Raw genomic sequence first — 24,293 nt, 5'->3', positions numbered from 1 at the left:
GCAGTCAGGGCTGCGCCGGATCCGGTGCGGCAAGGACGGGCTGATCCCTCATCTCGAGGGTATGGCCTGCCTGGCGATAGTGCTTGTAGCGCTCGCGGGCTTGCTGCTTTTGTGTTTCGTCAGTGGGGACAAAATCTACCACTTGAGCGAAGTGTCCTGCAAACAAAGGTGTCTGTTTGGCCAGATTGATGAGGCGGGCATAGCGCCGGCGTGGCGGCTGGTGGCCGATCTCCACCGGTGCCTGACCGCTTTCGCCCTGCAGCTGGTGCGGCACGAAGCGCTCCGGCGGCAGTTGCCACAGCAGCTCGTCGAGGCGCAGAGCCTGAGCCTCATCGTCGCAGAACAGGTAGATATGGCCCGCACCCCAGCTATCGGCTACGAGCTGGCAGGCGAGCCGTTCGATGGCCGAAGCCTGCGCGTCATCCTGTTCGCTCATCAGGTAAAAGGTCACTTGGCTCATCAGGTTGATCCCGTGTTGCAGTGACGGACTATTGACCGCCTCATGAGGCTCGCGGGGTGTTTCTCCGCTTGCAACTCACTGATTCAAGAATGAAACAAGGAAGAGGCGGGCCTCTTCCTTGTGATTCAGGGTAACGCCAACCCCGTTGATGCACGCATCAGACAGGGTGGGAGAGTTACTCTTTCTCTTCGATATCCACGCCAGCCCGGTTCAGCAGGAACTGGGTCAGCAGGGGCACCGGACGACCGGTGGAGCCTTTGTCCTTGCCACTCTTCCAGGCGGTCCCGGCGATATCCAGGTGGGCCCAGTTGTACTTCTTGGTGAAGCGTGACAGGAAGGCGGCCGCAGTAATGGTGCCGGCCGGACGACCGCCGATATTGGCCATGTCGGCGAACGGACTGTCGATCTGCTCCTGATACTCGTCGAACAGCGGCAGACGCCATGCGCGATCACCCGCCTGCTCGGAGGCGTTGAGCAGCTCGTGGGCCAGCGGGTTGTGGTTGGCCAGCAGACCCGAGGTGTGGTGACCCAGCGCGATGACGCAGGCTCCGGTCAGGGTCGCCACGTCGATCACGGTATCCGGCTCGAAGCGGTCCACATAGGTCAGCGCATCGCACAGCACCAGACGGCCTTCCGCATCGGTGTTGAGCACTTCGATGGTCTGGCCGGACATGGAGGTGAGGATGTCACCCGGACGATAGGCGTTGCCACCAGGCATGTTCTCGCAGCCAGCCAGCACGCCAACCACGTTGATCGGCAATTGCAACAGGGCCAGCGCGTGCATGGTACCGAGCACGGAGGCGGCGCCACCCATGTCGTACTTCATCTCGTCCATGCCGTCGGCAGGCTTGATGGAGATGCCGCCGGAATCAAAGGTCAAACCCTTGCCGACCAAGACGATGGGCTTGGCATCCGGATGACCCTTGTATTCGATGATGGCCATCATGGCTTCGTTGTCGGAGCCGCGAGCCACTGCCAGATAGGAGTTCATGCCGAGCTCGGCCATCTCCTGCTCACCCACCACCTTGGTGGTGATGTTGTCGTAGGCATCGGCCAGACGACGGGCCTGAGAGGCGAGATAGGCCGGATTGCAGACGTTGGGCGGCATGTTGGCCACATCGCGGCAGACCCGCACACCCTTGGCCACGGCCAGACCGTGAGCGATGGCTTTTTCACCAATGGTCAGTTCCCGACGTGTCGGCACGTTGAATACCAGCTTGCGCAGAGGGCGACGTGGCTCGGCCTTGTTGGTCTTGAACTGATCAAAGCTGTAGAGGCCCGCCTTGGTGGTTTCTACCGCCTGACGCACCTTCCAATAGGTATCCCGACCCTTGACGTGCAGCTCGGTCAGGAAGCAGACCGCTTCCATGGAGCCGGTTTCGTTCAGGGTGGTGATGGTCTTGTTGATGATCTGCTTGTACTGGCGTTCGTCGAGTTCCCGCTCCTTGCCGCATCCGACCAGCAGTACGCGCTCGCTGAGCACGCCCGGTACTTGATGCAGCAGCAGCATCTGACCTGGTTTCCCTTCCAGGTCGCCACGGCGCAGCAGCGAACTGATATAGCCATCGCTGATCTTGTCCAGTTGTTCGGCAACCGGAGAGAGGCGACGAGGCTCAAATACGCCGACTACGACGCAGGCGCTCCGTTGCTTCTCAGGACTGCCACTCTTTACACTGAACTCCATGGAATCTCCTACATCCTAAAGACAAAAGGCACCTTTTATTGAATAATGCGGTGCTTGTTGGGGTATCAGAGGCGGAGCGAACAGCCACTGGCTCCGCAGTTTAAACTGGTAAAAATCCAATATACGGCCCTATTTTTCAGGCATTCGACTAAAAACACAAGTTTACTTGGGAATGACTGTGATCGTTTTCCGATATTTGTTCAGGGAAACCCTGAAAACCCAGCTGGCAGTGTTATTCGTGTTGCTGCTTATCTTTGTCAGCCAGCAATTTATCCAGATTATTGGCGACGCTGCCGACGGCGAGGTACCGACACGTCTGGTCTCCACCCTGCTGCTGCTCAACCTGCCCAACATGGCGCTGTTGATGCTGCCAATCAGCCTGTTTTTGGCCATCTTGTTCGCTCACGGACGCCTCTATGCCGAAAGCGAGATGACGGTGATGCATGCGGTTGGTTTCAGCCACCGTTTCGTGATGCGCAATGCCATGTTTCTGGCGCTGCTCACCGCCGCTGTCGCCGCCTTCAATACCGGCTGGATCGCCCCGCAGGCGAAGGAGCGCGAGTATCAGGTGATCGACGAGTTCAAGGCTGATCCCGGTATCTCCTTCCTGCAGGCGGGTCGCTTTATGGAGCTCGACAAGGGGCGTCTGGTTGCCTACATCCAGGATTTGAATGATAACGGCTCCAAACTGCACAAAATCTTCGTGCTGCAGCGACCCGAAGGGAACAATCCTCCCTCTGTGGTGGTGGCATCCGAAGGGGTGGTGACGGTGGATGCCAACGGTTTGCAGTGGCTGACCCTGATCGATGGGTCCCGCTATGAGGGTAACTTCTCCGGCAAGCAGTTCCAGGTCTCCGATTTTCGCGAGTACGGCCTGATCATTCGCCAGCAGGAGATGGAGCGCTCCAACCGCAAGGCGGCAGCCAAGCCGACCATGGAACTGTTCGGTACCCAGGACAACTCCATGATGGCGGAGCTGCAGTGGCGCCTCTCGTTGCCGCTTTCGATTCCGGTGCTGACCCTGCTGGTGGTGCCGCTGGCGCGGGTCAATCCCCGTCAGGGCCGTTACGCCAAGCTGCTGCCTGCCATCATGCTCTATCTCTCTTACTTCCTGCTGCTCAGTGCTGCCCGTTCGGCCATCGACAGCGGCCGGTTGCCCTACTGGCCGGGGATGTTCCTGGTTCCGCTCGGTTACCTGCTTTTCATCGGTTTGCCCCTCAACCTGCAGGGAACCAGCTGGTGGAACGGGGTGAAAGGGCGTTATTTCAACAGAAAATCAGCATGATGCTGCAACATAGGAACTTCTGCTGATGTTTGGCATTCTCGACAGATATATCGGCCGGGTCATCTTTATGTCGATCCTGCTGTGTGAGATCACGCTGGTTGGCCTTGCGGGTCTGATCAAGTACGTGGAGCAGCTGCGCTCGGTCGGTGAGGGCAACTACGACATGATCAATGCCCTCTACTATGTGCTGCTCTCGATGCCGAAAGAGGCGGTGCTCTTCTTCCCGCTGGCGGCCCTTCTGGGTGGTCTGATCGGTCTGGGTCAGCTGGCGACCAGCTCCGAGCTGGTGGTGATGCAGGCGGCGGGCCGCTCCAAGATCAGTATCGTGATGGCAGCGCTTAAAACTGCGATCCCGTTGATGATCCTGGTGTTGCTGATGGGGGAGTATGTGGCCCCCGTTGCCAAGCGGATGGCGGATGATATTCGTGCCGGCGCCATCTCCGAAGGGCGGTTGACCGTCTCCGCCTACGGGGTGTGGGCTCGCGATGGCAATAACTTCGTCAATATCAACGGGGTGCGCAACGATGGCGCGCTGACCGGAATCACCCTCTACCGCTTTACCCCCGAGCGCAAGATGATCGATGTGGTTCAGGCGCAGGAGGGGACGTTTGAACAGCACCACTGGCTGCTCAAGCAGGTACAGGTCACCCGCTTTGATGATCCGACCCGGGTGCAGAGCGAACAGCATGCCCAGATGGAGTGGAGCTCAGAACTGACGCCCAAACAGCTGGGGGTGGTGAGTATCGATCCGGAAAACCTCTCGATCTCCGGCCTGCGCGACTACATCGGCTATCTGGACGCCAACAAGCAGGATGCCGGCCGCTACAAGCTGGAGATGTGGCGCAAGTTGCTGGCCCCCTTCTCGGTGGTGGCCATGATCCTGCTGGCCTCCTCGTTTATCTTTGGCCCGCTGCGCTCGGTGAGCATGGGCGCGCGGATGCTGATGGGAATCATGACAGGCTTCGCCGTCTACGTTAGTGATCGGGTATTTGGCCCCGTTACGCTGGTCTACTCGGTTCCCCCGATCCTGGCGGCGATTGCCCCCAGTCTGCTTTTTGGCGGCATATCGCTTTATATCCTCGGCCGCAAACAGTAGCGGTTCTGGAATGAAAAAGGGCACCTTTCGGTGCCCTTTTTCATTCTTGTCGAGCAAGGCTTACTTGTTCAGCAGTTCCAGATTTTCCTGTTTGCTCAATACCACGACCTGGCACTCTGCCCAGATATCCTGGAAAGCACGCGGTGCCTTGCGGTTGAAGAGACACATCAGATTGCCAAGGCCGAAGGCGGCAGTGGCGAGCCGGATCAGCGCCTGAGTGATGCGGATATTGCTGCCATCTTCGTTCTGGATGCGCAGCCGCCAGGCCCGCATGCCGATGGTTTGGCCGGCGCGAGTCCAGAACCAGGTGTAGAAACCGCAGATGACAAAGGCGAGCCACAGGGTATAGAGCAGGCTCAGGGGATGGCGGGTCAGCAACCAGACGGTATCTTCACCCGCCGGCACGCTGGCCATGCCGGTAACCAGCAGCAGTTTGGCGACGCCCATGCCGATAAAACCGGCAATGACGAGCAGCGAAGTGACGACCAGATAGTCGTAGATGAGGGCTCCCAGCCGACGCAGCAGACCTGCTGACGGGTGTTGCTCTGCCGCAGGCTTGGAGGGGGTTTGTTGGACTTTTTTATGCTTGGCCATCGTTTTTATTCCATTATAAGGATGGCGGCATTCTATGTAACTGATCCGGTGTCGGCAAGGCGTTGAATAAATGAACAAACAGGAGTGTTCAATCGAAAAACACCTTGCATGGCATCCAGCCATTCGTATAATCCCTCGCAGTTGCCCGGGTGGCGAAATCGGTAGACGCAGCGGATTCAAAATCCGCCGGTGAATAACCGTGTCGGTTCGAGTCCGACCCCGGGCACCATCAAATTCATGACAAAAGGCCATCAGCAATGATGGCCTTTTGTTTTTTCCGCTTTTTATTTCTTGGCGCTCTGCATGGCTGGAGCGGCTTTTTCCTCTTTTAACTCGCCCGCTTATCCCTCTCTTTTCTTGCCGCCAGAAAGCTTCTTTTTCTGCCAGTATTCCGCTCGTTCGAGCGTAATAGCCTGTTATGAAAAAGAAACTTATCCCCACAGGGCAAATAGCAAGGTGCCAAAAGTGCCGCCAAAGAGCATCAGGGCGACGGCTTTGGGTGAGCCGTGCAGCTTGGTCCACATAAAGAGGCTGGTGAGGGCGAGCAACAGTAGTGCCAGCGCGGCGAGATCGCCAAACAGTTGCCAACCAAGGCCAGTTCCCATGCCGCGATGCAGCCGGTTGAGGCTGGCGGCAAAGTTCGCCTGCTGCAAGTCGGTGCGTACCAGCAGGGTGCCTTCCACATAGCTGGCGGCCACGCTGTGGGTGAGGGTGACGCCACGCATCTCCCAGCGGGCGGGGAGGGCAAGCTCACCGGATGGTGTCGGCAGTCGCTGGGCCGGGGTGATCATGGCACGCCCATCCTCGAATCCGTCCGCGTAGCGTTGCTGCAGCAGACTCTTCAGCTCATCGGGGCTGGCCAGTGGTGCGGTCAGCGCTATCTCTTCGCTCGACTTGACGGTATGGGGGCCGGGTAGCGGTAATACGGCCCTGTGCTGCAACCAGAGCCCGGTAATGCCATAGATCAGCATCAGGGTAAGGGTGAAAAATCCGGCCCAGGCATGTAGGCGGCGCACCCATTTGTTGTTGTGAAGGGGAATTCTTCTGCGTTTCATCATCTGTGTTTCATAAAAAACTGGCCAGCAAGGGCTGGCCAGTGAGGATGGTCGGTTAGAGGGATCAGAAACGGTAACTGCCGGTCAGCATCAGCTGACGGGGCGTTCCCGGCATAATCTGGGTGGCGCCGGTGGCGCTGACGAAATACTCGTGGTCGGTCAGGTTCTCCGCGCTCAGCTCGGCTTCCCACTGCTGCCAGCGGTAACCGGCACGGGCATCGAAGCGAGCGTAACCGGGCAACACAGTGGTGTTGGCGTTGTCGGCAAAGCGATCGCCCACTGCTGTCATCCCCGCCTCGCCAAACCAGCCCTGTTTGCCGCTCTGGTAGCCGGCGAACAGCTGGCCATTCTGGCGAGAGACGTTCATCGGCCGTTTGCCCTGCAGATCGGCATCCGCCTTAACCTGCTCGGCATCCTGAATGGCGATACCGCCACGCAGATAGAGCTCGTCGGTCAGCTGGGCGCGGGCGCTCAGCTCGACCCCGTCGGTACGCTGCAATCCGGTCAGGATCACCTTGGTGGGATCCAGCGGATCCTTGCTGCGTTTGTTGTACATCTCCAGCCGGTAGACAGAGAGAGTGGTCGCCAGTCGGCCATTCAGCCAGTCGCTCTTGACGCCCCCTTCGTAGAGACGGGTGTGCTGCGGTTCCAGCTGGTTGTTGGGATCTCCCGGAGTGAACCCGATCAGCTCGCCGCCCACCGGGGTAAAGGTTTTGCTGTAGGAGGCGTAGAACGCATGCTCCTCAAGGGGATTCCATACCAGGCCCAGGCGCGGACTCAGGCTGGTGACCGAAAGGGTCTCCTCCTTGTTGAGGTCGTTGCGGCGGCTGGTGACGGTGAAGTCGTCGCGACGCAGCCCACCCACCAGATGCCAGTCGCCCAGGCTGAGCTGATCCTGCAGATAGATGCCGTTGCCACGCACCTTGTGGTTGGCATCGCTGGAGAGCTTCATCGGGCCGTTGTAGCTGGGCAGCGAGCCTGGGTCATAGAGGTTGCCGGGCGCAATGGGGGCGGCATTCTGATAGAGCTTGGGCGTGCGTGCCTGCCAATCCTGTTCCAAACCGATGAGCAGACGATGCTCGACGGGGCCGCTTTGCAGCTGACCTTCTACCTCGGTGTTGCTGATCAGGTTTTTGGCCTTCAAATCCTGCTGCCAGCGGGAGCGGGTCACCTTGTCCCCTTTCACGCTGGTGACATAGGTGTTGTCGAACTGGCTGTCGAGGGTGGTGTAAGCGAGTTGCTGGCGCAGTTGCCACTGATCGTTGATATCCCAGGAGAGGCGAGAGCGGGTCGACTGCGCCACATCGTCGATGAAGTCGCGGCTGGTGTCGCTGTAAACATACTCTCGTGGCACATCTGCCGGTCGGCCATTGACGCCGGGGATACCGCGATCCGGCATGCGGTTGTGCTCGTTGCGCTCAAACTGCACCAGCCAGTTGAGGTTGTCGCTGATCTCCCAGTTGGCTGATGGTGCCAGCAGGGTGCGTTTGCCGGTTACTCCGTTGCGGAAACTCTCTTTATCCTCCTGCGCCATGTTGAGGCGCAGTTGCAGCTGCTCGCTCGCTTCACCATTGAGGTCTGCGGCCAGCCGCTGAGTGTCGAAACTGCCAACCCGGGCTGTGACGCTGGAGGCTTGTCCCTTTTGCGGTGTCTTGCTGACCCGGTTCACTATGCCCCCCGTGCTGCCACGGCCGTAGAGTACGGCTGCCGGCCCTTTCAATACCTCGACCCGCTCGATATTGCCGAGATCGCGGGTGTACTGCATGTCATCGCGAAATCCGTCGAGATAGAAGTCGTTGCTGGCGCTGAAGCCGCGGATATTGACCCCGTCGAAGCGGGTATCACCGCTGGCGTTGACCCCGGGAATGCCGGCCAGAGCTTCGCTCAGGGTGGGTTGGCCGAAGGCGGTCAGCTCGCTTGCCTTGACGCTGTCGATGGCTTGCGGCACCAGTTTTGCCGGCGTGCTGGTGCGGGTCGCTGTCGCGACCTCCTCATGCTGGCTGCGCTTGCCGACGACCGTCATGGTTTCATCGGCAGCCTGGGCATGAAGGGCTGTACCGAACAGTGCCAGCGAGATGAGGGTTCTGCGAAAGTGAGGGTGCTGCATATTCAATTTGACTCTTGAAGGTGCGGCCTGATGGCCCGAACTTGTTGATTTAATTGTAATTAGTATCTGTCCCGAAAAAAATCGGGATGCCAATGATATTGATTTTCATTTGTGTGGCAAGATGAAAATGGAAGTGTGTAGAGGGAGATAAGCGCGGGCGATGGGGTGGCGAGTTGTGCAAGGAGACTGGCCCGCAAGGTGCGGGCCGGAGAACGAAATTACTGGGTACGCAGCAACCAGCGGGTCGCAGGCAAGGTAGCCAGCAGGCGATAAGCAAGCAGTGAGGCACCCAGCAGCAGTGGCACCTTGACCAACTCCCATAGAATGGAAGCGCCCTGCGGGCCAAAGGTGAAGAGCCAGACCACCAGCATCATGTGCAGACAGTAAAGGCCCAGCACCTTGGGGGATTGGCGGGCGAGCCAGCTTCCCTTACCCCAGTCAGGATGGGCCAGCAACAGGCCAAAGAGGCCGACAGCCCAGGGCACGGAACCGAGCAGAAAATCGTGGCGAGTCAGCGGGATACCGGCAAAAGCGCGCAGAACGCAGGCTTCCAGCCCATAGAGCGCGAGTCCACCCAGCAGTAGCCACCATCCGCTGCGGGCCGACGGTTGCCACTGCTGCTGGCGCAAGCGGGCCCCCATTGCCACAAACAGCAGGGAGAAGAAGGGGCCGTTACGGGTGAGCAATAGCCACTCCTCTCCCAGCAATGGCTTGGCATAGGAACCACCGAGCAGTGCCAACAGGTAGAGCCCGGCACCCAGCATGAGGGCGAATCCCAGCTTGCCAAGCCACTGGCAAAACGCCAGCAGGGTGACCGCCAGGATCAGTGCCGGCAGAAACCAGAGGTGGATCATGCCGCCGACCAGCCAGCGATTGACCGTATCTCCGAGCTGGAACTGCCACTGTGCGTTGAGGGAGTTCAGATAACCCTGTTCGATGGCATTCAGCGGATTGAAGGGCACCAGCAGGTAGACGAGGCTCCAGACCAGCCAGAGCTGGAGCAGGGGGCGGCAGTAACGCCATGCCACGCTCATCGGTGCTCCAGCACTCAGCTTGGGTTGCAGAAAATAGCCGGCACAGAGGAAAAACAGCGGTACGGCAAAGCGGCAGAGCTGGTTGATGATGCCGCTGAGCCAGAGGTAGCTCTCGCTACCCCACTGCGTGGGGTCGAAGGGGTGAGCGAAAGGGGATACGTGAATGGTCATCACGGCCAATATGGCGATTACCCGCCCACACTCGATACTGGATATGCGCATATTGCTTGCTCGAGGTTACAGGGTTGAGCCAGCACGCTAAAAGTGTGGTGTTTGATTTACAACTCATTGATTCCGTTAATGTGAATCACGCTATTGAGCGGTTACATTTCGTAACGGGGTGGCGGAGAGGGTTACTTTAGGTGTGATCTGGCCCCCGTTTGCAATGGCTATGGCCGGCATGAAAAAAGCGAGGCAGGAGCCTCGCTTTTTGAGTTTTCAGGATCGATTACTCGCGCAACATGGCGCTCTGGTTGGCTGCCAGGGTTGTTCTGCCAGAGCTCTCCAGCCAGGTTTTGATCCGCTTGGCATCGGCCACCCGGTCGTTGGTGGTTTCGGCGTTCAGCAGCACCATGATCACCGGCTCGTTGTTCACCCTGGTACCCAGCACCAGACAACGACCCGCTTCGCGGATATAGCCGGTTTTGGAGAGGGTAAATTCCCACTGACCCTCGCGAACCAGCCGGTTGGAGTTGCGATAGTGAAGCTGGCTCTTGTTGGTTCGCACATAGCTCTGATCGTCGGTGGAGTATTGGCGGATCAGCGGATAGGCAGCGGCGGCTGCCGCAAGCTTGGCCAAGTCCTGGGCGGTAGAGACATTGCGCGGGTTGAGGCCGGTGCTGTCGGCATAGTGGGTGTTCCACATCCCCAGCATGCGAGCCTTGGCATTCATCGCCTCGACGAAGGCGCGCAGACCGCCCGGGTAGTTGCGTCCCAGCGCAGAGGCTGCGCGGTTTTCCGACGACATCAGGGCGATATGGAGCATCTCGGCCCGGCTCAGTTTCGAACCGATGGCCAGACGTGAACCTGTGCCCTTGATACGATCAACATCCGCATTGGTGACGGTGAGGGTTTCATTGAGGCGCTGGTTGGCGTCCAGTACCACCAGCGCGGTCATCAACTTGGTGAGAGAGGCGATGGGCATCACCCGACTGCCGTTGTGCTCGGAGAGCACTTCGCCGGTTCTGTGGTTGGCGACCACGAAAGCGGCCGAATTGAGGTTGGGAATATCCCTTCGCTCCAGAAAGCTGTGATTGCTGCTAGCGGAAAAGGGGTTGGCGTGGGCACTGTCCATAGCGGCCGGCAGCATTACTGCGCCAAGCAACAGGGGAAGAAGGGAACGCATCATCATGATCTGCTCTACCGGACAAAAAACAGGGATATCTCGGTAAGTTATATGTCGTGAATTGGCGCTTCACAATGATTCTCACCTTGATATTGATAATTTGCTGCGTTGTAACCGTTAAGGCCCTGACTTGAGTATCCAAAAAGGTCTCTTTGAAGTCTTATAACAGGCCGTTTTAGCTGATGTTAAAGGAAAAAACGGGGCCCGAAGGCCCCGCTGACTATCAGGATGAAATAGCCGATCAGTGGGCATCTTCCTGCTTGATTTTGAACCGCATGGCGATGATGACGAACAGTACCGGGCCTATGATGGTCCAGACACCGGTCGAGATGTCACCGGAGATAAAGGGGGCGACCACGGTAAAGACGTTGCCGAATGCCACCAGGATCAGGCTGACAATGGTGGCCAGCAGTACCGAGCTCGAACTCTTGAAGAAGATCAGATCCTTCTCCAATGCAGGGTTGTGACGATAGCGATACCAGGCGTAGATGAGGAACATGTAGGGCAGGGTCATGCCGACGTTGGTCATGGTTATGATCAGTTCATAGAGGGCGGCAGCCCCTTCCGGGTTGATCAGGGTGAAGATGGATTTGGCCGCGATGAAGATGCAGACCACCCAGGCCTGAACCTTGAGGGCCTCGACGCGAACGCCATTTTGGTTCTCACGCTGGAAGCGCTCCGGCCAGAAGTAGCTGGGGGTGCCGGTGATAAACTGGCGCAGCGGTGCGTAGGAGAGGGCGATAAAGGCGCCCAGATAGCTCAGGAACATGCCAAGGCCGGCAAAGCGCATGAAGATCTGGCCCAGCCACTCGCCACCCAGATGACGACCCAGTTCCAGCATGATGATGAAGAGGGCTGAGAGGGAGGTGATCCCCTCGGCCGGGAAATCGCTCCAGCGCATGATGGAGCCGACCGCCAGAAAGCCGATGATGTAGCAGAGCACGATGAAGGCGCCGGAGAGGAAGATGCCGCGCTTGAGGTCGCGCTCGGGATCTTCCAGTTCGTCAGCCACGCCGGCCATCGCTTCGACGCCGCCGTAGGCGAAGATGGCGAATACCATGAAGCCGAGGAAGGGGATGATGTCGTTGAAGGCGGCATTGGGAGAAGAGGTCAGCGATGCCTCGGTGAAGGGCTCCTGCAGGGTCATGCCGCTCACGGCGAAGGTCAGGACGCCGCCAACCAGCAACAGCACGTTGAGGGCTACGACGGAGAGGCCGCCGATGGCCGCTACCTTGGCGAAGCGAGCGCTACCGAAGGTGATGAGCTTGGTGACGATGGCCACCAGTGCGATGGCGACTAAGCCCAGAATGAAGGGGCCAAAGTCGATACCTGTGCCCAGGGTGACCGGGATAACGGTGATGTCGCGGCCAAACAGCATGAAGGAGAGGGGCACCCACATGGAGAGCGCCTTGCCGAACATCCAGATGACGTAGGAGGCGAACCACATGGTCAGCCCGATAAAGGCGTAACGGGTCGAGACCGAGTGGCGCATCCAGGTAAAGATGCCGCCAGCCTCTTTGCGAAAACCGGTACCGAACTCAATCATCATCAAGATGAAGGGGATGAAAAAGAACAGACCGCCGACCACGAACATCGGAATGGCGGCATATCCCATGCGGTAGAAACCGATCCCGATATTAGTAACGCCAAATACCGATGTGAGTATCATCAATATAAAGGCACCCAATTTCAGCTTTTTTGCTGACATATAAAACTCCCTGCTGGTGCAGCATTTTAAATAATCAAAAATTAAACATATCAAGCTGGATAAATTAATTATCCGGAGTGCATCAGCCTGTCGCATTGCGACAGGCACAAACGTTCAGCCACGGATCGTTTGGTGGCCGCAAATCACTGTTTGACGAACCTGCATGGTGAATGCCATGGAGAGAGGGGGTGGTGCTGCCAAGCATTGAATGGGCGCGATTTTACCATTAACGGCATCGAATTGGTAAGTTAGCCATATGGTTCTCAATCAGATCAAAATAGCAATGCCAGTTAATTAATACGTTGCGGATGTAATCATTTACGATTCTGGAACATCTATTTTTCGCTCGATATCCGTGAATAGATAAAGGCATAGTTTGTCGACAGATTTAAAAGCAAATGAAAATTGATTCCCTTATCCAAGGCGAGTCAACAGCACGCCACCGGTAATAATGGCGGCTGCAGTCAGGCGGGCTCGACCCAGCGGTTCTTTCAGCAGCCAGACCGAGAGTAGCATGGCGAACAACACGCTGCTTTCGCGCAGGGCTGCAACCACGCCGATGGGAGCCTGGGTCATGGCCCAGATGACGATGCCGTAGGCGATCAGGGACATGGCTCCTCCTGTCGCGCCTGCTGCAGCATGCCGGCGGATCTGGCGCCAGGTGTTGCGCTTCTGGTGGGCGATCAGTACCAGCAACATCACCAGACCGGTACAGGCGAACAACCAGAGGGTATAGCGCATCGGCTCGCCGCCAGCCCGGGCGCCGGCCCCATCCGAGAGGGTATAAGTCGCGGTAAACATGGCGGTGATCAGCGCGGCCCTAACTGCTTTGCTGCCAAGGCGTTGCTGCCCCCCTCGCCAAGCCATCAGCAGGACTCCCATGATCAGCACACAGGCGCCGACGATGCCGCCGTAGCCCGGGTAGTCACCGAGCAGCATGGCACTTAACAGCATGGCGAGCAGCGGGGCGCTGCCGCGGGCGAGCGGATAGATCTGGCCAAAGTCGCCCTGATTGTAGGCATGACTGAGAAAGAGGCAGTAACCGGTATGGAGCAGGATGGAGAGGCCTAGCCAGGGCAGTTCAGCCAGTGATGGCAACCCCATTGGCAGCAGGGCGACTGCGGCAATCAACCCGGAGAAGAGGGCGACCAGCGAAATGCCGACCAGTCGCTCCTCACCGATTTTGACAAGGGCATTCCAGCTGGCATGGAGCAGGGCTGCCAGCAGCACGGCAAAGAAGACGGTGGTACTCATGGGAGGCGCCTCGAATCCGGAAGCCGACATCATACCCGACCGGCACTTGCCGCGCCGGGATCTCCATCAAGGGATTGGTTGGGCGGGCTCTGTTATTGCCCGCTTTGGTGCAGTTTGCCGAGGGGGCCCAGTACCAGCTTGGGATTGGCATCGAACTTCAGAGCGATATCCTGCAGCGGGATGCCCTGCTGGTTGAGGTGGATGATGTCGGCGGCCATCTTGCCGAGCAGCTTGTAACTGCTGATGGTACCGACCGTGCAGCCGTGCTGGACGAATAGCTCGGCGCTGCAGATGGTGGGGATGCCAGCTTCGTTCAGGGTGTTTAGCAGACGGGGAGCGATGGAGAGCAGGTAGCTGTCTGCCGCCAGAAAGACGATGTCGTTGCTGGCATCCTGCTGCAATCGCTTCAGCTCGCTATCGAGCCGCTTGGGATCCGGGGCAATCCGCCAGGGGACCACCTGCCAGGCGTAGCGTCTGGCCTCGGAGATGAGCATGTCGGTGACGAGGCGGGTGTTCTGCTCCCGCGGATTGAAGGGGACGAGTAGCCGTTTGCCGGCGGGCAGGTACTTGCTGGCATTGGCCAGCTGCAGCGCCATCGGCACCATGTTGCTGGTGCCTGCCACCATCTTGTTCAGGTTTTTATCCTTTGCCAGAAAACCGGCACCTGCCGGATCCGAGACCACGCTGAAAATGAGGGGCTTGCGATCGGCCAGCAGACTCTTGGTCATGGCGGTGGCAGTGGTGCCGAAGGTGTAGATGTAGTCGTAGCTGGCCAGCTTGGGCTCAATTTGCTGGCGCAGCATGGCCGCCAGCGTGGCGCGATCCTGCGCTGCATCGAAGGTGGTGAAGGTGGGTTGATAGCCAAGGCGCAGCAGCTCTTCGCGAAAACCGGTTTCGGCCGCAGTCTCGCCGCGCCAGAGCACCATGGCGATCGAGAGTGCATGTGCCGGCAGAGCCAGCAAAAGCAGGAGTGCAGCAAGCTGTTTCAACATCATCCAGCCTCGTGTCGTACAAACATCACCTGTTGAGCCTAGGCCAGTTTGCCGCTACGTGAACAAAGCAAAAAGCGCGATGGCATGCCATCGCGCTTTTGGTATCCATCCTGACCCGATTAGAAGTCGTAACGGGCAGCCAGCTGGAAGTCATCCTTGTTGGCAGTCGCAGTGCCGGCCACGCTGTCCAGATTGTTGATGCGGTACTCGCCGATGACGCGCAGGTTCTTGTTGAACTTGTACTGGGCGCCCAGGGTGTAGTAGTCCACGTTGTCCTTCTTGACGCCAGCCTTGTCCTGCTCCTGCTTGTTCCACAGCGCCATCAGACCGAAGCCATTCTCGAAGTTGTAGCCCAGCGCGGCTTCCCAGCCGGTGTGGTCGGTGCCGGTGGCCAGGAAGTCGCTGCCATCGGCGTAGCTCAGGGCGGCGTAGGCGGCCTTGTTGTCGTACTTGGCAGAGATGATCCACAGCTTGGCATCACTCTCGCCGCTCTTGTCGCGGATGCCGACGTTGTAGGCGGTACCCAGCGAGAGATTGAACGGGAAGGTATAGGCCACGGCAGCACCGTAGGCGGCATCGCTATCCTTGCTGGTGGTCTGTTCGGTATCGCCGCCGTCGAACTTGTAGCTGGTGTCGAGCTGGAAGCCGTTGAACAGACCGGAGTATTTCAGCACGGAACCGGCGCGGTTGGTGGCGAAGGTGTCGGTCTTGGCACCCAGCGCATCGTTGCCGTAGCCATCGGAGAGGGATACGTCGGTCCAGTCAGCCAGGAAGCCCGGGGCCCCTTTCTGACGGCCGAAGGTGACGCTACCCCAGTCTGCGCCCACACCGGCAAAGGCCAGGCGGGTACGCAGGTTGTCGGAGTTCTCGCTGATGGTCTTCTCGCTGTCGTTGATATACATCTGCACTTCATACTGGGCCAGCGCTTTCAGACCGCTCTGGATCTGGGTCTCGGCTTTGGCGCCGAAGCGGACAAACTGGTTGGCACCCTGCTTGGCACTGTAGTCCTTGGTACCATTCGGATTGGTAGTACTGACGTTTTCTTTCTTGTCACCGAAGAATTGACCGGCATAGATGCGGCCATAGAGATCCAGCAAAGAGGTGTCATTTTTATACACTTCAACGGCTTGAGCCTGGAAGGCGGCAGTCAGCGCCAGTGCCACTACAGTCAGCTTTTTCATCTTAATCCCTTGTGTTGCAAGCTTTTGTTTGGAAGACGGGGCCATCCTAGGGAGGGTGGATGACAGCGGGGTGACAGTTGGATGAAGAGTCGATGGCAGTTGGATTGCAATTGGATGAATTGGCTACATTTATGCGCCTGTCAGCTACTTTTGTGCGCAAAGGTTTGCCCTTGTGGTAGAATGCCGCCCGTTTTCGAGCTCCATAGGTTGGATATGCGATGAGACGTGAACTGGCAATCGAGTTTTCCCGAGTGACGGAAGCGGCTGCACTGGCTGGCTACAAGTGGCTCGGACGTGGTGACAAGAATATCGCCGATGGGGCGGCCGTTGCGGCCATGCGCCACATTCTCAACCAGATCGAGATCGATGGTGAGATTGTGATCGGCGAAGGTGAAATTGATGAAGCGCCGATGCTCTACATCGGTGAGAAGGTCGGTACCGGGCATGGCGACGCGGTGGATATCGCGGTCGATCCTATCGAGGGTACCCGCATGACTGCCATGGGTCAGGCCAATGCGCTGGCCGTGCTGGCGGTGGGCGACAAGGGTTCCTTCCTGAAAGCGCCTGACATGTACATGGAAAAGCTGATCGTCGGGCCCAGAGCCAAAGGCGCCATCGACCTGAATCAGGCTCTCGAGCTGAACCTCAAGGCCGTGGCCAAGGCGCTGGGCAAGCCGCTCTCCCGTCTGACTGTCATTACCCTGGCCAAGCCGCGTCATGACAAGGCGATCAAGGAGATGCAGGGGCTGGGCGTGCGCGTTTTCGCCATTCCCGATGGTGACGTCGCAGCCTCCATCCTCACCTGTCTGCCGGACAGCGAAGTGGACATGCTGTACGGCATTGGCGGCGCCCCGGAAGGGGTGATCTCAGCTGCGGTGATCCGCGCGCTGGATGGCGATATGCAGGCCCGTCTGGTGCCGCGTCACCGGGTCAAGGGCGACAGCCCCGAGGTGATCGCGCTGGGCGAGCAGGAGATTGCCCGCTGCGAAGCGCTCGGCATCGACGTCAACAAGGTGCTCAGGCTGGAAGACATGGCGAAGAATGACAACGTCATCTTCTCCGCCACCGGTATCACCAAGGGTGATCTGCTTGACGGCATCACCAGCGATGGCGTGATGGCGACCACCGAGACCCTGCTGATCCGTGGTAAATCCCGTACCATCCGCCGCATCAAGTCGATCCATTATCTGGAACGCAAAGACAGCGTGGTTCGCGACATCATCCTGTGATGATGGCTCTGCCCGCCATGCGGTAGTGAATCAAGCCCGATCGCCTCGCGGTCGGGCTTTTTGCTGCCTGCCCTCTACGTTTGTCATCTGGCCTGGGCTATGGTGGCAGAGAGTCCGACAGTGCAGGTTGATCCTTTGACAGGAGTGGGTTGTATGGAGTGTCGTTCCGGTTGCGGTGCCTGTTGCATCGCTCCCAGTATCAGCAGTGCCATCCCCGGCATGCCCGATGGCAAACCGGCTGGCGTCCCCTGCATCCAGCTTGATGCCCGCCTTGGCTGCAAGATCTTCGGCCAGCCAGAGCGGCCGGCGGTATGTGGCGGCTTTCGCCCGATGACGGATGTGTGCGGTAGCCACCGCGCCGAGGCCATCTGGCTGATTGGCGAGCTGGAGCGGCTCACCACCTGACGAGAGCAGAGCAAAGAGATAAAAAAGAGGCCGCATTGTGCGGCCTCTTCTCTTTTTTTTGCTGTTTGCAGTTTCAGGATCAGATCCCCGCCAAGTCCAGCGCCTGACGGTAGTACTCGTTGGCCTTGTTGGTAAGGCGGCGCTTGTCCATCACCTGACCGAGTGCGTGGTAGACGGCGGCACTGGGCGCCTTCTCCACCTGCTGCTCCAGCAGCTTCTGGGCTTCGTCGAGCTGACCGGCCAGCAGATAGAGCTGGGCCAGCGCGTTGTCGACCTCCGGCTGCCCCTGCTGTTTTTGCAGCAGCGCCAGCAGCGGCTGGTAGTTGTCGAGTTTCAGCTTGGGCAGACGGCTCAGCAGCTGCGGCATGGCTTGCTTGCGCAGTGCCTCCTGCCAAAGAGTTGCCGCTTCGCTGTCGGCACCCAACCCGCGCAGCAGATCTCCGTAGCTGGCCAGCAGCTCAGGTTCAAGGCGCAGTTTGCGCGGCAGCTCCTGCCACACCGCCTTGAGGGTCTCCAGATTGCTGGCCGCCTGCTGCAGACGGCCATTCCATGCCTGTTGCAGCAGCTCCTCTTCCTGTTTCGGGGTCAGCTTGCCCACCTTGTGCAGGGTGGGGATAAGGTCGCACAGAGCTGCCCAGTCGTGGCGGGCCAGATGTACCTGACGCAGCTGATCCAGCACCATGGGATGGCGCGGGTTGAGGGCGTAGACCGACTCCAGCATCGCCAGCGCCATGTCGTACTGGCCCTGCTCGATCTGTAGCTGGGTTTGGGTCAGGGTAAGCGCCAGTTCGGCCTTGGGGTTCTCCTCCTGCGCCTTTTGCAGGTATTGATCCCGGCGGACATCGTCACCGCGCGCCTGGGCCGCCTTGGCGGCGCTCAGATAGTTGAGCAGCGGGGTGTCGCTGTTGCTGGCGCCCTTGAGCATCAGCTTTTCAGCCTGGCTGTAGTGCCCTTCGGCCATCGCCAAGGTTGCGGCCACGGTCTGCTGATTGGCCTTGCGGCGGCGACGCGAGCCGTACCAGCCGAGGGTCTTGCGGCGCAGACCGAACACCCGGCCCAGCAGCCACTCGACGATGAGCAGCGCGCCGTAGAACAGCACGGCCAGGATCACCGCGCTGGTGACGGAAGATTCGATGGTGTAGTTGCCGAGGGCAATCAGGACATAGCCCTTGTTGCCTGATGCCTGTGGGCCGAAGATCAGCCCTGCGACCATGACGGCAACCAGAATGATAATGCGGATCATGGTGCCCCCTTAGCTGCTGGCCAGAATGCGTTGCAGGCGTTCGGTCAGCACCTGCTCCAGCATCGCCTGGGTCTTGAACTGCTCCGGATAGCTGATCTGGATCTGCTCGCCCTTGAGCTTGTCGAGCTCACCCTGCATGTAGTGGGTGGCGCTGTTGTCGGTATCGAAGTACTGGGTCAGCCAGCGCTGCGCCTTGTCGATGCTGTCCTCATAGAGGGACTGCTGTTCGCGATAGACGGCGAGTTGTGCCTGCAGCAGCTTGGTCTTGAGGTTTTCGCGCAGGAAGAATTCCTGCTGTGGCGAGAGCAGCGCCTCCACGGCGCCATCGCGGCGACGGATGGTGATGAAGTTTTCGGTGAACTTGACCCAGTTCTTCTTCAGGTTGCTCTCCCACTCGTCAGGATTGGTGCTGACCGCCTGATCCTGCTCTTGTTTGGCTTCCGGCATGTTGACGGCGGAGAGCGGGAGCAGCTCGATCTGGTCTTCGAGGGCGGCCAGCTTGAGGGTCAGCCCTTCGCGGTCGATGCGCGGCATCCCTTTGAGCTTGGTGATATCTTCGGCCAGCGCCTTGCGGATCGGCATCAGGCTGGGGTCGTTGAGGGCGGCAATGCGCTCGTCGGCGTTGCCGAGCAGGGTGATGGCAGAGACAAGGTCATGTTCCAGCCACAGCTTGCGGCCCGCCATGCGCACCAGGTACTCGGATTCGGCCAGCATCCAGTCGTTGGGGCGCTTGTCGTTGAGGTCCAATACCCGGTTCTGCAGCCCCTGCATCTCGCCCTGCAGCCGTTGCTGGGTCTGGCCCAGCGCGGCCAGTTGTTCGGCATCCTTGCTGTTGCTCTGGTCAATCTTGTTCATGGCGCTGGCCAGCTGCTGCTTGAGCTGGGCCAGTTCGGCCTGCTGGGCCACCGCATTCTTGTGACCATGCAGATAGAGACCACCGGTCAGGCCAAGGGCCAGCAGGATGGCGACCCCTCCCAGAACGGCACCGGAGCGGCTCTTGCTGCCATTGACCACCGTGGTCGGCTGGGGTGTGACCTGGGATTCTTGTTGTGCTGTCATTCCATCTTCCTCAGTTCCAGTGCGGCCATCAGGGCCTGGTTGGATGCACCTTGGGCAATCGTGATATGGATAAAGCCCGCAGCGCTGGCCATCTCGGCCACGCGCGGACTGGGGACCACCAGCAGGCGGTCAAAAAGCCAGGGCTGCTGGCTGGTGGGAACCAGCTCCAGTAGCCGTTGCAACAGTTCACCACTGGTGACAAGCAGGCTGTCGAGTCCCGCTGCCTGCCAGTGGCGGGTCAATGCTTCCCCGTCAAAGTCGGGGTAGTGGCGCTCATAGGCGGCACAATAGTGCACCAGAGCACCGCGTGAGGCCAGCGTGCTGGCGATGAGATCCCGCCCGCCATTGCCGCGCAGGATCACCACCCGCTTGCCGCTCACCTGCTGCAGTTCGGGCAGGGCCAGCAGTCCCTCGCTGCGCGGGTCGTCCGGGCAGATCGCCCGCACGCCCACTCCGGCAAAGGCATCGGCACTCGCCTGACCCACTGCGAAGTACTCAATATGTGGCCAGGTCAGACCAGTTTGCAACAGAAAATCGTGTGCAAAATGAACGGCATGGATGCTGACGGCGATAACGATGTCGGCATCTTGCAGCATGTCGGCCAAGCGGGGGAGGTCGCTGCCCGCGACCGTTTCCAGCAGTGGGCAGCAGAGTGGTGCATGACCGTGCCGGCGCAGCAACTGCGCCAGCTCGGTGGCCTGAGCGGCCGGACGCACCACCAGCGGGATCATGCGCGGTAGACCTCGGCCAGGATCTCGTCGGCGCCAGCCGCCAGCAGGCGCTGTGCCAGTGTCTCTCCCAGCGTTTCGCCTTCGCTGACCGGGCCGCGTATTTCGTCGCGGATGACGCGGGTGCCATCCGGGCTGCCCACCAGACCGCGCAGCCAGATCTGTTCGCCCTCGACCAGTGCATAGGCACCGATAGGCACCTGACATCCTCCTTGCAGGGCGCGGTTCATGGCGCGCTCGGTCAATACCCGGGTGCGGGTCTCGGCGTGCTCCAGCGGCGCCAGCAGGGCGTGCAGCTCATGATCGTCGAGGCGGCATTCGATGCCGACAGCCCCCTGACCGTTGGCTGGCAGGCTCTGCTCCGGCTCGATAAAGGCGGTGATGCGGTGCGCCATCTCCAGTCGTTTCAGACCGGCGGCTGCCAGAATGATGGCGTCATATTCACCGGCATCCAGCTTGGCAAGGCGAGTGTTGACGTTGCCGCGCAGATCCCGGATCACCAGGTCGGGGCGGGCTGCACGCAGCTGGCATTGGCGACGCAGGCTGGAGGTGCCGACCACGGCCCCTTGCGGCAGCTCGGCAATGGCCTTGAAGCGGTTGGAGACGAAGGCATCGCGCGGATCTTCCCGCACGCAGATGGTGTGCAGACCGAGCCCCTCGGGGAACTCCACCGGCACGTCTTTCATGGAGTGGACGGCGATGTCGGCGCGCCCTTCCAGCATGGCGGTCTCCAGCTCCTTGACGAACAACCCCTTGCCGCCCACTTTGGCCAGAGGGGTATCGAGGATCTTGTCACCCTGAGTGCTCATCGGTACCAGTTCGACCTGCAACTCTGGATGCAGGGCTTCAAGCTGGTCTTTTACAAAGTTGGCCTGCCACAGGGCCAGCGGGCTCTTGCGAGTGGCAATTTTCAGGGTTCGGGCTGCCATATCAATCAGTTGTTTCATTTTTAGAAGGAAATCGATATTACCACCCTTTGCCCGGGCTTTCATGGCGGAGCCGGCAAAAGCGGGCTCAAGCTCAAAAATGGAGGCTGAAAATGATTTTCATTAAGTTGAGGTGATTGATTAATTCATTGAAATTATTGAAATTTAACCGTTTCCCCTGATACTTGTTGTGGTCGTACCAGAAATAATCCGGTGATTCGCTGTCGGCTTGTTTACCACTGCTGTTTGCATTGTTAACATGATCACACTTTTTTGACGTATCCCGCTTTTGGTGCGTCATTTTCACCTTGGTGATAGGCAGGGCATTGCTGGAAAAACTCGACACGCTGGTTGCTCGTTATGACGGGATTACCCGTCTCAAGACGCAACGGGCGCTGGGCCTCATGAGTCGCTACGGGCAGCAGGTATTTCAACTGCTGCCGGTCATGCTGCACTTCAATCATCCCCTGTTGCCTGGCTATGTTTCCGGTGATGTCCCTCATGGCATCTGGAGTTTCAACACCACCCCGGAACAGCAAGCCTTCATCGATGACCTCTGCCAGAATGCAAATTGCCTCAACGGGCTTGCGACCCATGACCGAGCCATTCAAGGGCTCTACTCCATGGGCAGCACCTCCTCCATCGGCCAGTGCTGTCACTCGGATCTCGATATCTGGGTCTGCCACGTGGCCGGTTTGTCGCAGACGCGGCTCGATCTGCTGGAGCAGAAGTGCCAGCAACTCTCCAAGTGGGCGGAACAGCGCGGGGTCGATCTCAACTTCTTCCTGATCCCGGAAGACAAGTTCCGCCAGACCAATGATGCCGAGATGCAGGGGGAGAGCTGTGGCAGCGCCCAGCATCTGCTGCTGCTCGACGAGTTCTACCGCAGCGCCATGCATATCGCCGGCAAGCGGCTCATTTGGTATCTGGTGCCCGTCGAATATGACGACCACTACGACGAATATGTGAACGGGCTGTTCGAGAGCGGTCAGCTCGATCAGGATGACTGGCTCGATCTGGGCAGTTTTAACCGGATCCCGGCCGAGGAGTATTTCGGCTCGGCCCTGTGGCAGCTCTACAAGGGGATCGACTCCCCCTATAAAGCCGTGCTCAAGTCGGTGCTGATGGAAGCCTACTCCCACGAGTACCCCAATACCCGCCTGCTCTCGATGATTGGCCGTGACTGGTTCCAGCACAACGAGGGGATGCACTACCGGCTCGACAACTACTGCCTGATGCTGGACAAGGTGACCAACTACCTCAAGTCCATCGGTGACATGGCGCGACTCGATCTGGTGCGCCGCTGCTTCTACCTCAAGGTGTGCGATGGCCTCAGCCATCCCAAGGACGATCACTCTCCCGAGTGGCGTCGCGAGCAGATGAGCCAGCTGGTCTCTTACTGGGGCTGGAGTCAGGAGAAGCTGTACCATCTCGATCACCGCCACGAGTGGAAGGTCGAGGAGGTGAAGATCGCCCATGCCGAGTTGCTGGAAGCTCTGATGCAGAGCTACCGCAACCTGATCCAGTTCGCCCGCCGCAACAACATCAGCGAGTCGATCAACCCGGAAGATATCGGCATCTTGTCGCGCAAGCTTTATGCCGCTTTCGAGAGCCTGCCGGGCAAGGTGCAGCGGGTGAACCTCAAAATAGCGCCGGATCTGAGCGAGCCGGATCTCAGCTTCGTGCAGGTGCCGCACGGTCGCCTCAACCGCGCCGGCTGGTATCTCTACAAACATTCGCTGGAGCCGGTGGACATCATTGGCCGTGCACCGCTCGAGTTCAACGGTTACATCAGCAAGCTGGTCTCCTGGGCCTATTTCAACGATCTGCTGACGCCCCAGTCGCGGGTGCACCTGTTCAATCAGGGGTCGGATCTGCACATCGACAATCTGCACCAGTTCTGTCGCGATCTCTCCGGCTGCTTCCCCGAGAAGTACCCGCTCGCGACCAACCTGGCGCTCAGCCGACCGTGCGAGATCCGCCAGCTCTCCATCTTCCTCAATCTGGAGATGGACCCGACCAGCCATTGGGTCGGGCAGGTAATCGAGTTCGATGCCAACACCGTGGATGTCTTCTCGTTTGGTCGCAATCAGGAGTGTCTGGTCGGTTCGGTGGATCTGGTCTATCGCAACTCCTGGAGTGAAATCCGTACCCTGCACTTCCAGGGAGACGAGGCGGTGGTCGATGCCCTCACCACCATCCTCGGCAAGATGCATCAGGATGCCGCCGCCCCCGAGATGATCGAGGTATTCTGCTACAGCCAGCACTTCCGCTCTCTGGTGCGCTCCCGCTTCCAGACGCTGGTAGCGGAGTGTATCGATCTGCGCCTGGCCCGCGACAAGCAGCAGCTGGTCAAGACCATGGCGCTCGGTAAGGAGAAGTACGGCATCTTCTTCGAGCGGCGCGGGGTGTCGGTGAAGAAGCTGGAGAACGCCATCGATTTTTACCGCCATATCTCCCACAACAAGCTGGATCACCTGCCGCTGCGGCTCGACAAGACCCACAGCCAGCATCTGCCGAGCATCGTCGATGCCTACGCCAGCGAGGGGTTGGTGCAGTTCTTCTTCGATACCCGGGATGCGGGCACCAACATCTATATCCTCGATGAGGCGAACCGGGTCGAGATCTACCAGCATTTTGCCGGCAACAAGGATGAGCTGGTCTCCGGCGTAAACCGCTTCTACACCTCGAATCACGAGCGCTTCAGCGATGACGGTCAGTTCATCAACTTCAACCTGCCCCAGTACTACGAGATAGTGCAGCACAATGGCGAGCTGGCGGTTATTCCCTACCGCAGCCAGGGGGCGGGGCGTGAACAGGTGCCGCCGACCCGCGATGTGGGTTAGCCGCTGCGGTACGCATCCTGAGAACACAGCAATAAAAACGGCCTGCAGTTGCAGGCCGTTTG

Annotated in this window: 20 protein-coding genes and 1 tRNA gene; 6 read left to right on the top strand and 15 right to left on the bottom strand. The window is 59.2% G+C overall.

Annotated features, from left to right (window positions below):
- Nucleotides 1-4 precede the first annotated feature (4 nt).
- A complete protein-coding gene (locus AAHA41_RS11705) occupies nucleotides 5-460 on the bottom strand; it encodes a DNA polymerase III subunit chi (protein WP_215802286.1) in 456 nt (151 codons plus the stop codon).
- Between the two features lie 175 nt (nucleotides 461-635).
- Nucleotides 636-2,144, bottom strand: coding sequence for a leucyl aminopeptidase (pepA, locus tag AAHA41_RS11700; protein WP_033115499.1), 1,509 nt, complete (start codon nucleotides 2,142-2,144; stop codon nucleotides 636-638).
- Between the two features lie 172 nt (nucleotides 2,145-2,316).
- Here pepA and lptF point away from each other — a divergent pair, with 172 nt between their 5' ends.
- Together lptF and lptG are read left to right on the top strand one after the other, a co-directional pair.
- Entirely contained in the window at nucleotides 2,317-3,429 is a 1,113-nt protein-coding gene (gene lptF, locus AAHA41_RS11695; RefSeq protein ID WP_042030159.1) for an LPS export ABC transporter permease LptF, read from the top strand.
- Nucleotides 3,430-3,454: 25 nt separating this feature from the next.
- Entirely contained in the window at nucleotides 3,455-4,525 is a 1,071-nt protein-coding gene (lptG, locus tag AAHA41_RS11690; RefSeq protein ID WP_041210090.1) for an LPS export ABC transporter permease LptG, read from the top strand.
- 60 nt (nucleotides 4,526-4,585) lie between these two features.
- Here lptG and AAHA41_RS11685 read toward each other — a convergent pair whose 3' ends face one another.
- Complete coding sequence (locus AAHA41_RS11685) at nucleotides 4,586-5,119, bottom strand: RDD family protein (RefSeq protein WP_323068671.1); 534 nt, start codon at nucleotides 5,117-5,119, stop codon at nucleotides 4,586-4,588.
- Nucleotides 5,120-5,262: 143 nt separating this feature from the next.
- On the opposite strand from AAHA41_RS11685, the gene AAHA41_RS11680 reads away from it, so the two are divergent.
- Nucleotides 5,263-5,348 (top strand) — tRNA-Leu (locus tag AAHA41_RS11680).
- A gap of 202 nt (nucleotides 5,349-5,550) precedes the next feature.
- Here AAHA41_RS11680 and AAHA41_RS11675 read toward each other — a convergent pair.
- From AAHA41_RS11675 to AAHA41_RS11640, 8 genes are all read right to left on the bottom strand, one after another.
- A complete protein-coding gene (locus AAHA41_RS11675) occupies nucleotides 5,551-6,174 on the bottom strand; it encodes a PepSY-associated TM helix domain-containing protein (protein ID WP_323068709.1) in 624 nt (207 codons plus the stop codon).
- Between the two features lie 64 nt (nucleotides 6,175-6,238).
- Complete coding sequence (locus AAHA41_RS11670; RefSeq protein WP_323068670.1) at nucleotides 6,239-8,281, bottom strand: TonB-dependent siderophore receptor; 2,043 nt, start codon at nucleotides 8,279-8,281, stop codon at nucleotides 6,239-6,241.
- A 218-nt stretch (nucleotides 8,282-8,499) separates the two neighbouring features.
- The gene (locus tag AAHA41_RS11665) at nucleotides 8,500-9,537 is read right to left on the bottom strand and encodes an acyltransferase family protein (RefSeq protein ID WP_323068669.1); all 1,038 of its coding nucleotides are present in this window, start codon (nucleotides 9,535-9,537) and stop codon (nucleotides 8,500-8,502) included.
- A gap of 226 nt (nucleotides 9,538-9,763) precedes the next feature.
- A complete protein-coding gene (locus tag AAHA41_RS11660) occupies nucleotides 9,764-10,666 on the bottom strand; it encodes a serine hydrolase (protein WP_042030151.1) in 903 nt (300 codons plus the stop codon).
- Between the two features lie 235 nt (nucleotides 10,667-10,901).
- A complete protein-coding gene (gene yjeM / locus AAHA41_RS11655) occupies nucleotides 10,902-12,368 on the bottom strand; it encodes a glutamate/gamma-aminobutyrate family transporter YjeM (protein ID WP_323068668.1) in 1,467 nt (488 codons plus the stop codon).
- A 414-nt stretch (nucleotides 12,369-12,782) separates the two neighbouring features.
- Nucleotides 12,783-13,622, bottom strand: coding sequence for a DMT family transporter (locus tag AAHA41_RS11650; RefSeq protein ID WP_323068667.1), 840 nt, complete (start codon nucleotides 13,620-13,622; stop codon nucleotides 12,783-12,785).
- Between the two features lie 92 nt (nucleotides 13,623-13,714).
- The gene (locus AAHA41_RS11645; RefSeq protein ID WP_323068666.1) at nucleotides 13,715-14,617 is read right to left on the bottom strand and encodes an ABC transporter substrate binding protein; all 903 of its coding nucleotides are present in this window, start codon (nucleotides 14,615-14,617) and stop codon (nucleotides 13,715-13,717) included.
- 116 nt (nucleotides 14,618-14,733) lie between these two features.
- The gene (locus tag AAHA41_RS11640; RefSeq protein ID WP_208737308.1) at nucleotides 14,734-15,795 is read right to left on the bottom strand and encodes a porin; all 1,062 of its coding nucleotides are present in this window, start codon (nucleotides 15,793-15,795) and stop codon (nucleotides 14,734-14,736) included.
- 218 nt (nucleotides 15,796-16,013) lie between these two features.
- Between AAHA41_RS11640 and glpX the strand changes: the two genes are divergently transcribed.
- Nucleotides 16,014-17,024, top strand: a complete 1,011-nt coding sequence (gene glpX, locus AAHA41_RS11635; protein WP_215806068.1) for a class II fructose-bisphosphatase — start codon at nucleotides 16,014-16,016, stop codon at nucleotides 17,022-17,024.
- Between the two features lie 153 nt (nucleotides 17,025-17,177).
- Nucleotides 17,178-17,429, top strand: coding sequence for a YkgJ family cysteine cluster protein (locus AAHA41_RS11630; RefSeq protein WP_071913292.1), 252 nt, complete (start codon nucleotides 17,178-17,180; stop codon nucleotides 17,427-17,429).
- A gap of 79 nt (nucleotides 17,430-17,508) precedes the next feature.
- Here the strand turns inward: AAHA41_RS11630 and AAHA41_RS11625 are convergent, their stop codons facing one another.
- Genes AAHA41_RS11625 through hemC form a run of 4 tightly spaced genes read right to left on the bottom strand, consistent with a single transcriptional unit; the run spans nucleotide 17,509 to nucleotide 21,388 of the window.
- Nucleotides 17,509-18,672 (bottom strand): heme biosynthesis HemY N-terminal domain-containing protein, encoded by a 1,164-nt coding sequence (locus AAHA41_RS11625; protein ID WP_323068665.1) that lies wholly within the window; start codon nucleotides 18,670-18,672, stop codon nucleotides 17,509-17,511.
- A 9-nt stretch (nucleotides 18,673-18,681) separates the two neighbouring features.
- On the bottom strand, nucleotides 18,682-19,731 hold the full coding sequence (locus tag AAHA41_RS11620; protein WP_323068664.1) for a uroporphyrinogen-III C-methyltransferase: 1,050 nt from the start codon (nucleotides 19,729-19,731) through the stop codon (nucleotides 18,682-18,684).
- Nucleotides 19,728-20,462 carry a uroporphyrinogen-III synthase gene (locus AAHA41_RS11615; RefSeq protein ID WP_323068663.1) on the bottom strand — a complete coding sequence of 245 codons (735 nt, stop codon included), beginning with the start codon at nucleotides 20,460-20,462 and terminating at the stop codon, nucleotides 19,728-19,730. The genes AAHA41_RS11620 and AAHA41_RS11615 overlap by 4 nt, the downstream gene beginning before the upstream one ends.
- Nucleotides 20,459-21,388: a hydroxymethylbilane synthase gene (hemC, locus tag AAHA41_RS11610; RefSeq protein ID WP_323068707.1), complete on the bottom strand. Its 930-nt coding sequence runs from the start codon at nucleotides 21,386-21,388 to the stop codon at nucleotides 20,459-20,461. Before hemC ends, AAHA41_RS11615 begins: the two co-directional genes overlap by 4 nt.
- Nucleotides 21,389-21,711: 323 nt before the next feature.
- Between hemC and AAHA41_RS11605 the strand changes: the two genes are divergently transcribed.
- Nucleotides 21,712-24,231, top strand: a complete 2,520-nt coding sequence (locus tag AAHA41_RS11605; protein ID WP_203974438.1) for a class I adenylate cyclase — start codon at nucleotides 21,712-21,714, stop codon at nucleotides 24,229-24,231.
- Nucleotides 24,232-24,293: the final 62 nt, after the last annotated feature.

The sequence above is a fragment of the Aeromonas sp. SER genome, from assembly GCF_038739615.1.
In the GTDB taxonomy this organism is placed as follows: domain Bacteria; phylum Pseudomonadota; class Gammaproteobacteria; order Enterobacterales; family Aeromonadaceae; genus Aeromonas; species Aeromonas jandaei.
This window is presented reverse-complemented; position numbering and strand designations above follow the sequence as displayed.

What these genes read in the sequence shown, in the direction of transcription:
- AAHA41_RS11645 (WP_323068666.1), bottom strand. Translation starts at nt 14,617, where the DNA reads ATGATGTTGAAACAGCTTGCTGCACTCCTGCTTTTGCTGGCTCTGCCG.
- AAHA41_RS11615 (WP_323068663.1), bottom strand. Translation starts at nt 20,462, where the DNA reads ATGATCCCGCTGGTGGTGCGTCCGGCCGCTCAGGCCACCGAGCTGGCG.
- lptF (WP_042030159.1), top strand. Translation starts at nt 2,317, where the DNA reads ATGACTGTGATCGTTTTCCGATATTTGTTCAGGGAAACCCTGAAAACC.
- AAHA41_RS11620 (WP_323068664.1), bottom strand. Translation starts at nt 19,731, where the DNA reads ATGACAGCACAACAAGAATCCCAGGTCACACCCCAGCCGACCACGGTG.
- AAHA41_RS11650 (WP_323068667.1), bottom strand. Translation starts at nt 13,622, where the DNA reads ATGAGTACCACCGTCTTCTTTGCCGTGCTGCTGGCAGCCCTGCTCCAT.
- AAHA41_RS11705 (WP_215802286.1), bottom strand. Translation starts at nt 460, where the DNA reads ATGAGCCAAGTGACCTTTTACCTGATGAGCGAACAGGATGACGCGCAG.
- AAHA41_RS11665 (WP_323068669.1), bottom strand. Translation starts at nt 9,537, where the DNA reads ATGCGCATATCCAGTATCGAGTGTGGGCGGGTAATCGCCATATTGGCC.
- AAHA41_RS11685 (WP_323068671.1), bottom strand. Translation starts at nt 5,119, where the DNA reads ATGGCCAAGCATAAAAAAGTCCAACAAACCCCCTCCAAGCCTGCGGCA.
- AAHA41_RS11640 (WP_208737308.1), bottom strand. Translation starts at nt 15,795, where the DNA reads ATGAAAAAGCTGACTGTAGTGGCACTGGCGCTGACTGCCGCCTTCCAG.
- AAHA41_RS11625 (WP_323068665.1), bottom strand. Translation starts at nt 18,672, where the DNA reads ATGATCCGCATTATCATTCTGGTTGCCGTCATGGTCGCAGGGCTGATC.
- yjeM (WP_323068668.1), bottom strand. Translation starts at nt 12,368, where the DNA reads ATGTCAGCAAAAAAGCTGAAATTGGGTGCCTTTATATTGATGATACTC.
- hemC (WP_323068707.1), bottom strand. Translation starts at nt 21,388, where the DNA reads ATGGCAGCCCGAACCCTGAAAATTGCCACTCGCAAGAGCCCGCTGGCC.
- AAHA41_RS11630 (WP_071913292.1), top strand. Translation starts at nt 17,178, where the DNA reads ATGGAGTGTCGTTCCGGTTGCGGTGCCTGTTGCATCGCTCCCAGTATC.
- AAHA41_RS11675 (WP_323068709.1), bottom strand. Translation starts at nt 6,174, where the DNA reads ATGAAACGCAGAAGAATTCCCCTTCACAACAACAAATGGGTGCGCCGC.
- AAHA41_RS11660 (WP_042030151.1), bottom strand. Translation starts at nt 10,666, where the DNA reads ATGATGATGCGTTCCCTTCTTCCCCTGTTGCTTGGCGCAGTAATGCTG.
- AAHA41_RS11670 (WP_323068670.1), bottom strand. Translation starts at nt 8,281, where the DNA reads ATGCAGCACCCTCACTTTCGCAGAACCCTCATCTCGCTGGCACTGTTC.
- glpX (WP_215806068.1), top strand. Translation starts at nt 16,014, where the DNA reads ATGAGACGTGAACTGGCAATCGAGTTTTCCCGAGTGACGGAAGCGGCT.
- pepA (WP_033115499.1), bottom strand. Translation starts at nt 2,144, where the DNA reads ATGGAGTTCAGTGTAAAGAGTGGCAGTCCTGAGAAGCAACGGAGCGCC.
- lptG (WP_041210090.1), top strand. Translation starts at nt 3,455, where the DNA reads ATGTTTGGCATTCTCGACAGATATATCGGCCGGGTCATCTTTATGTCG.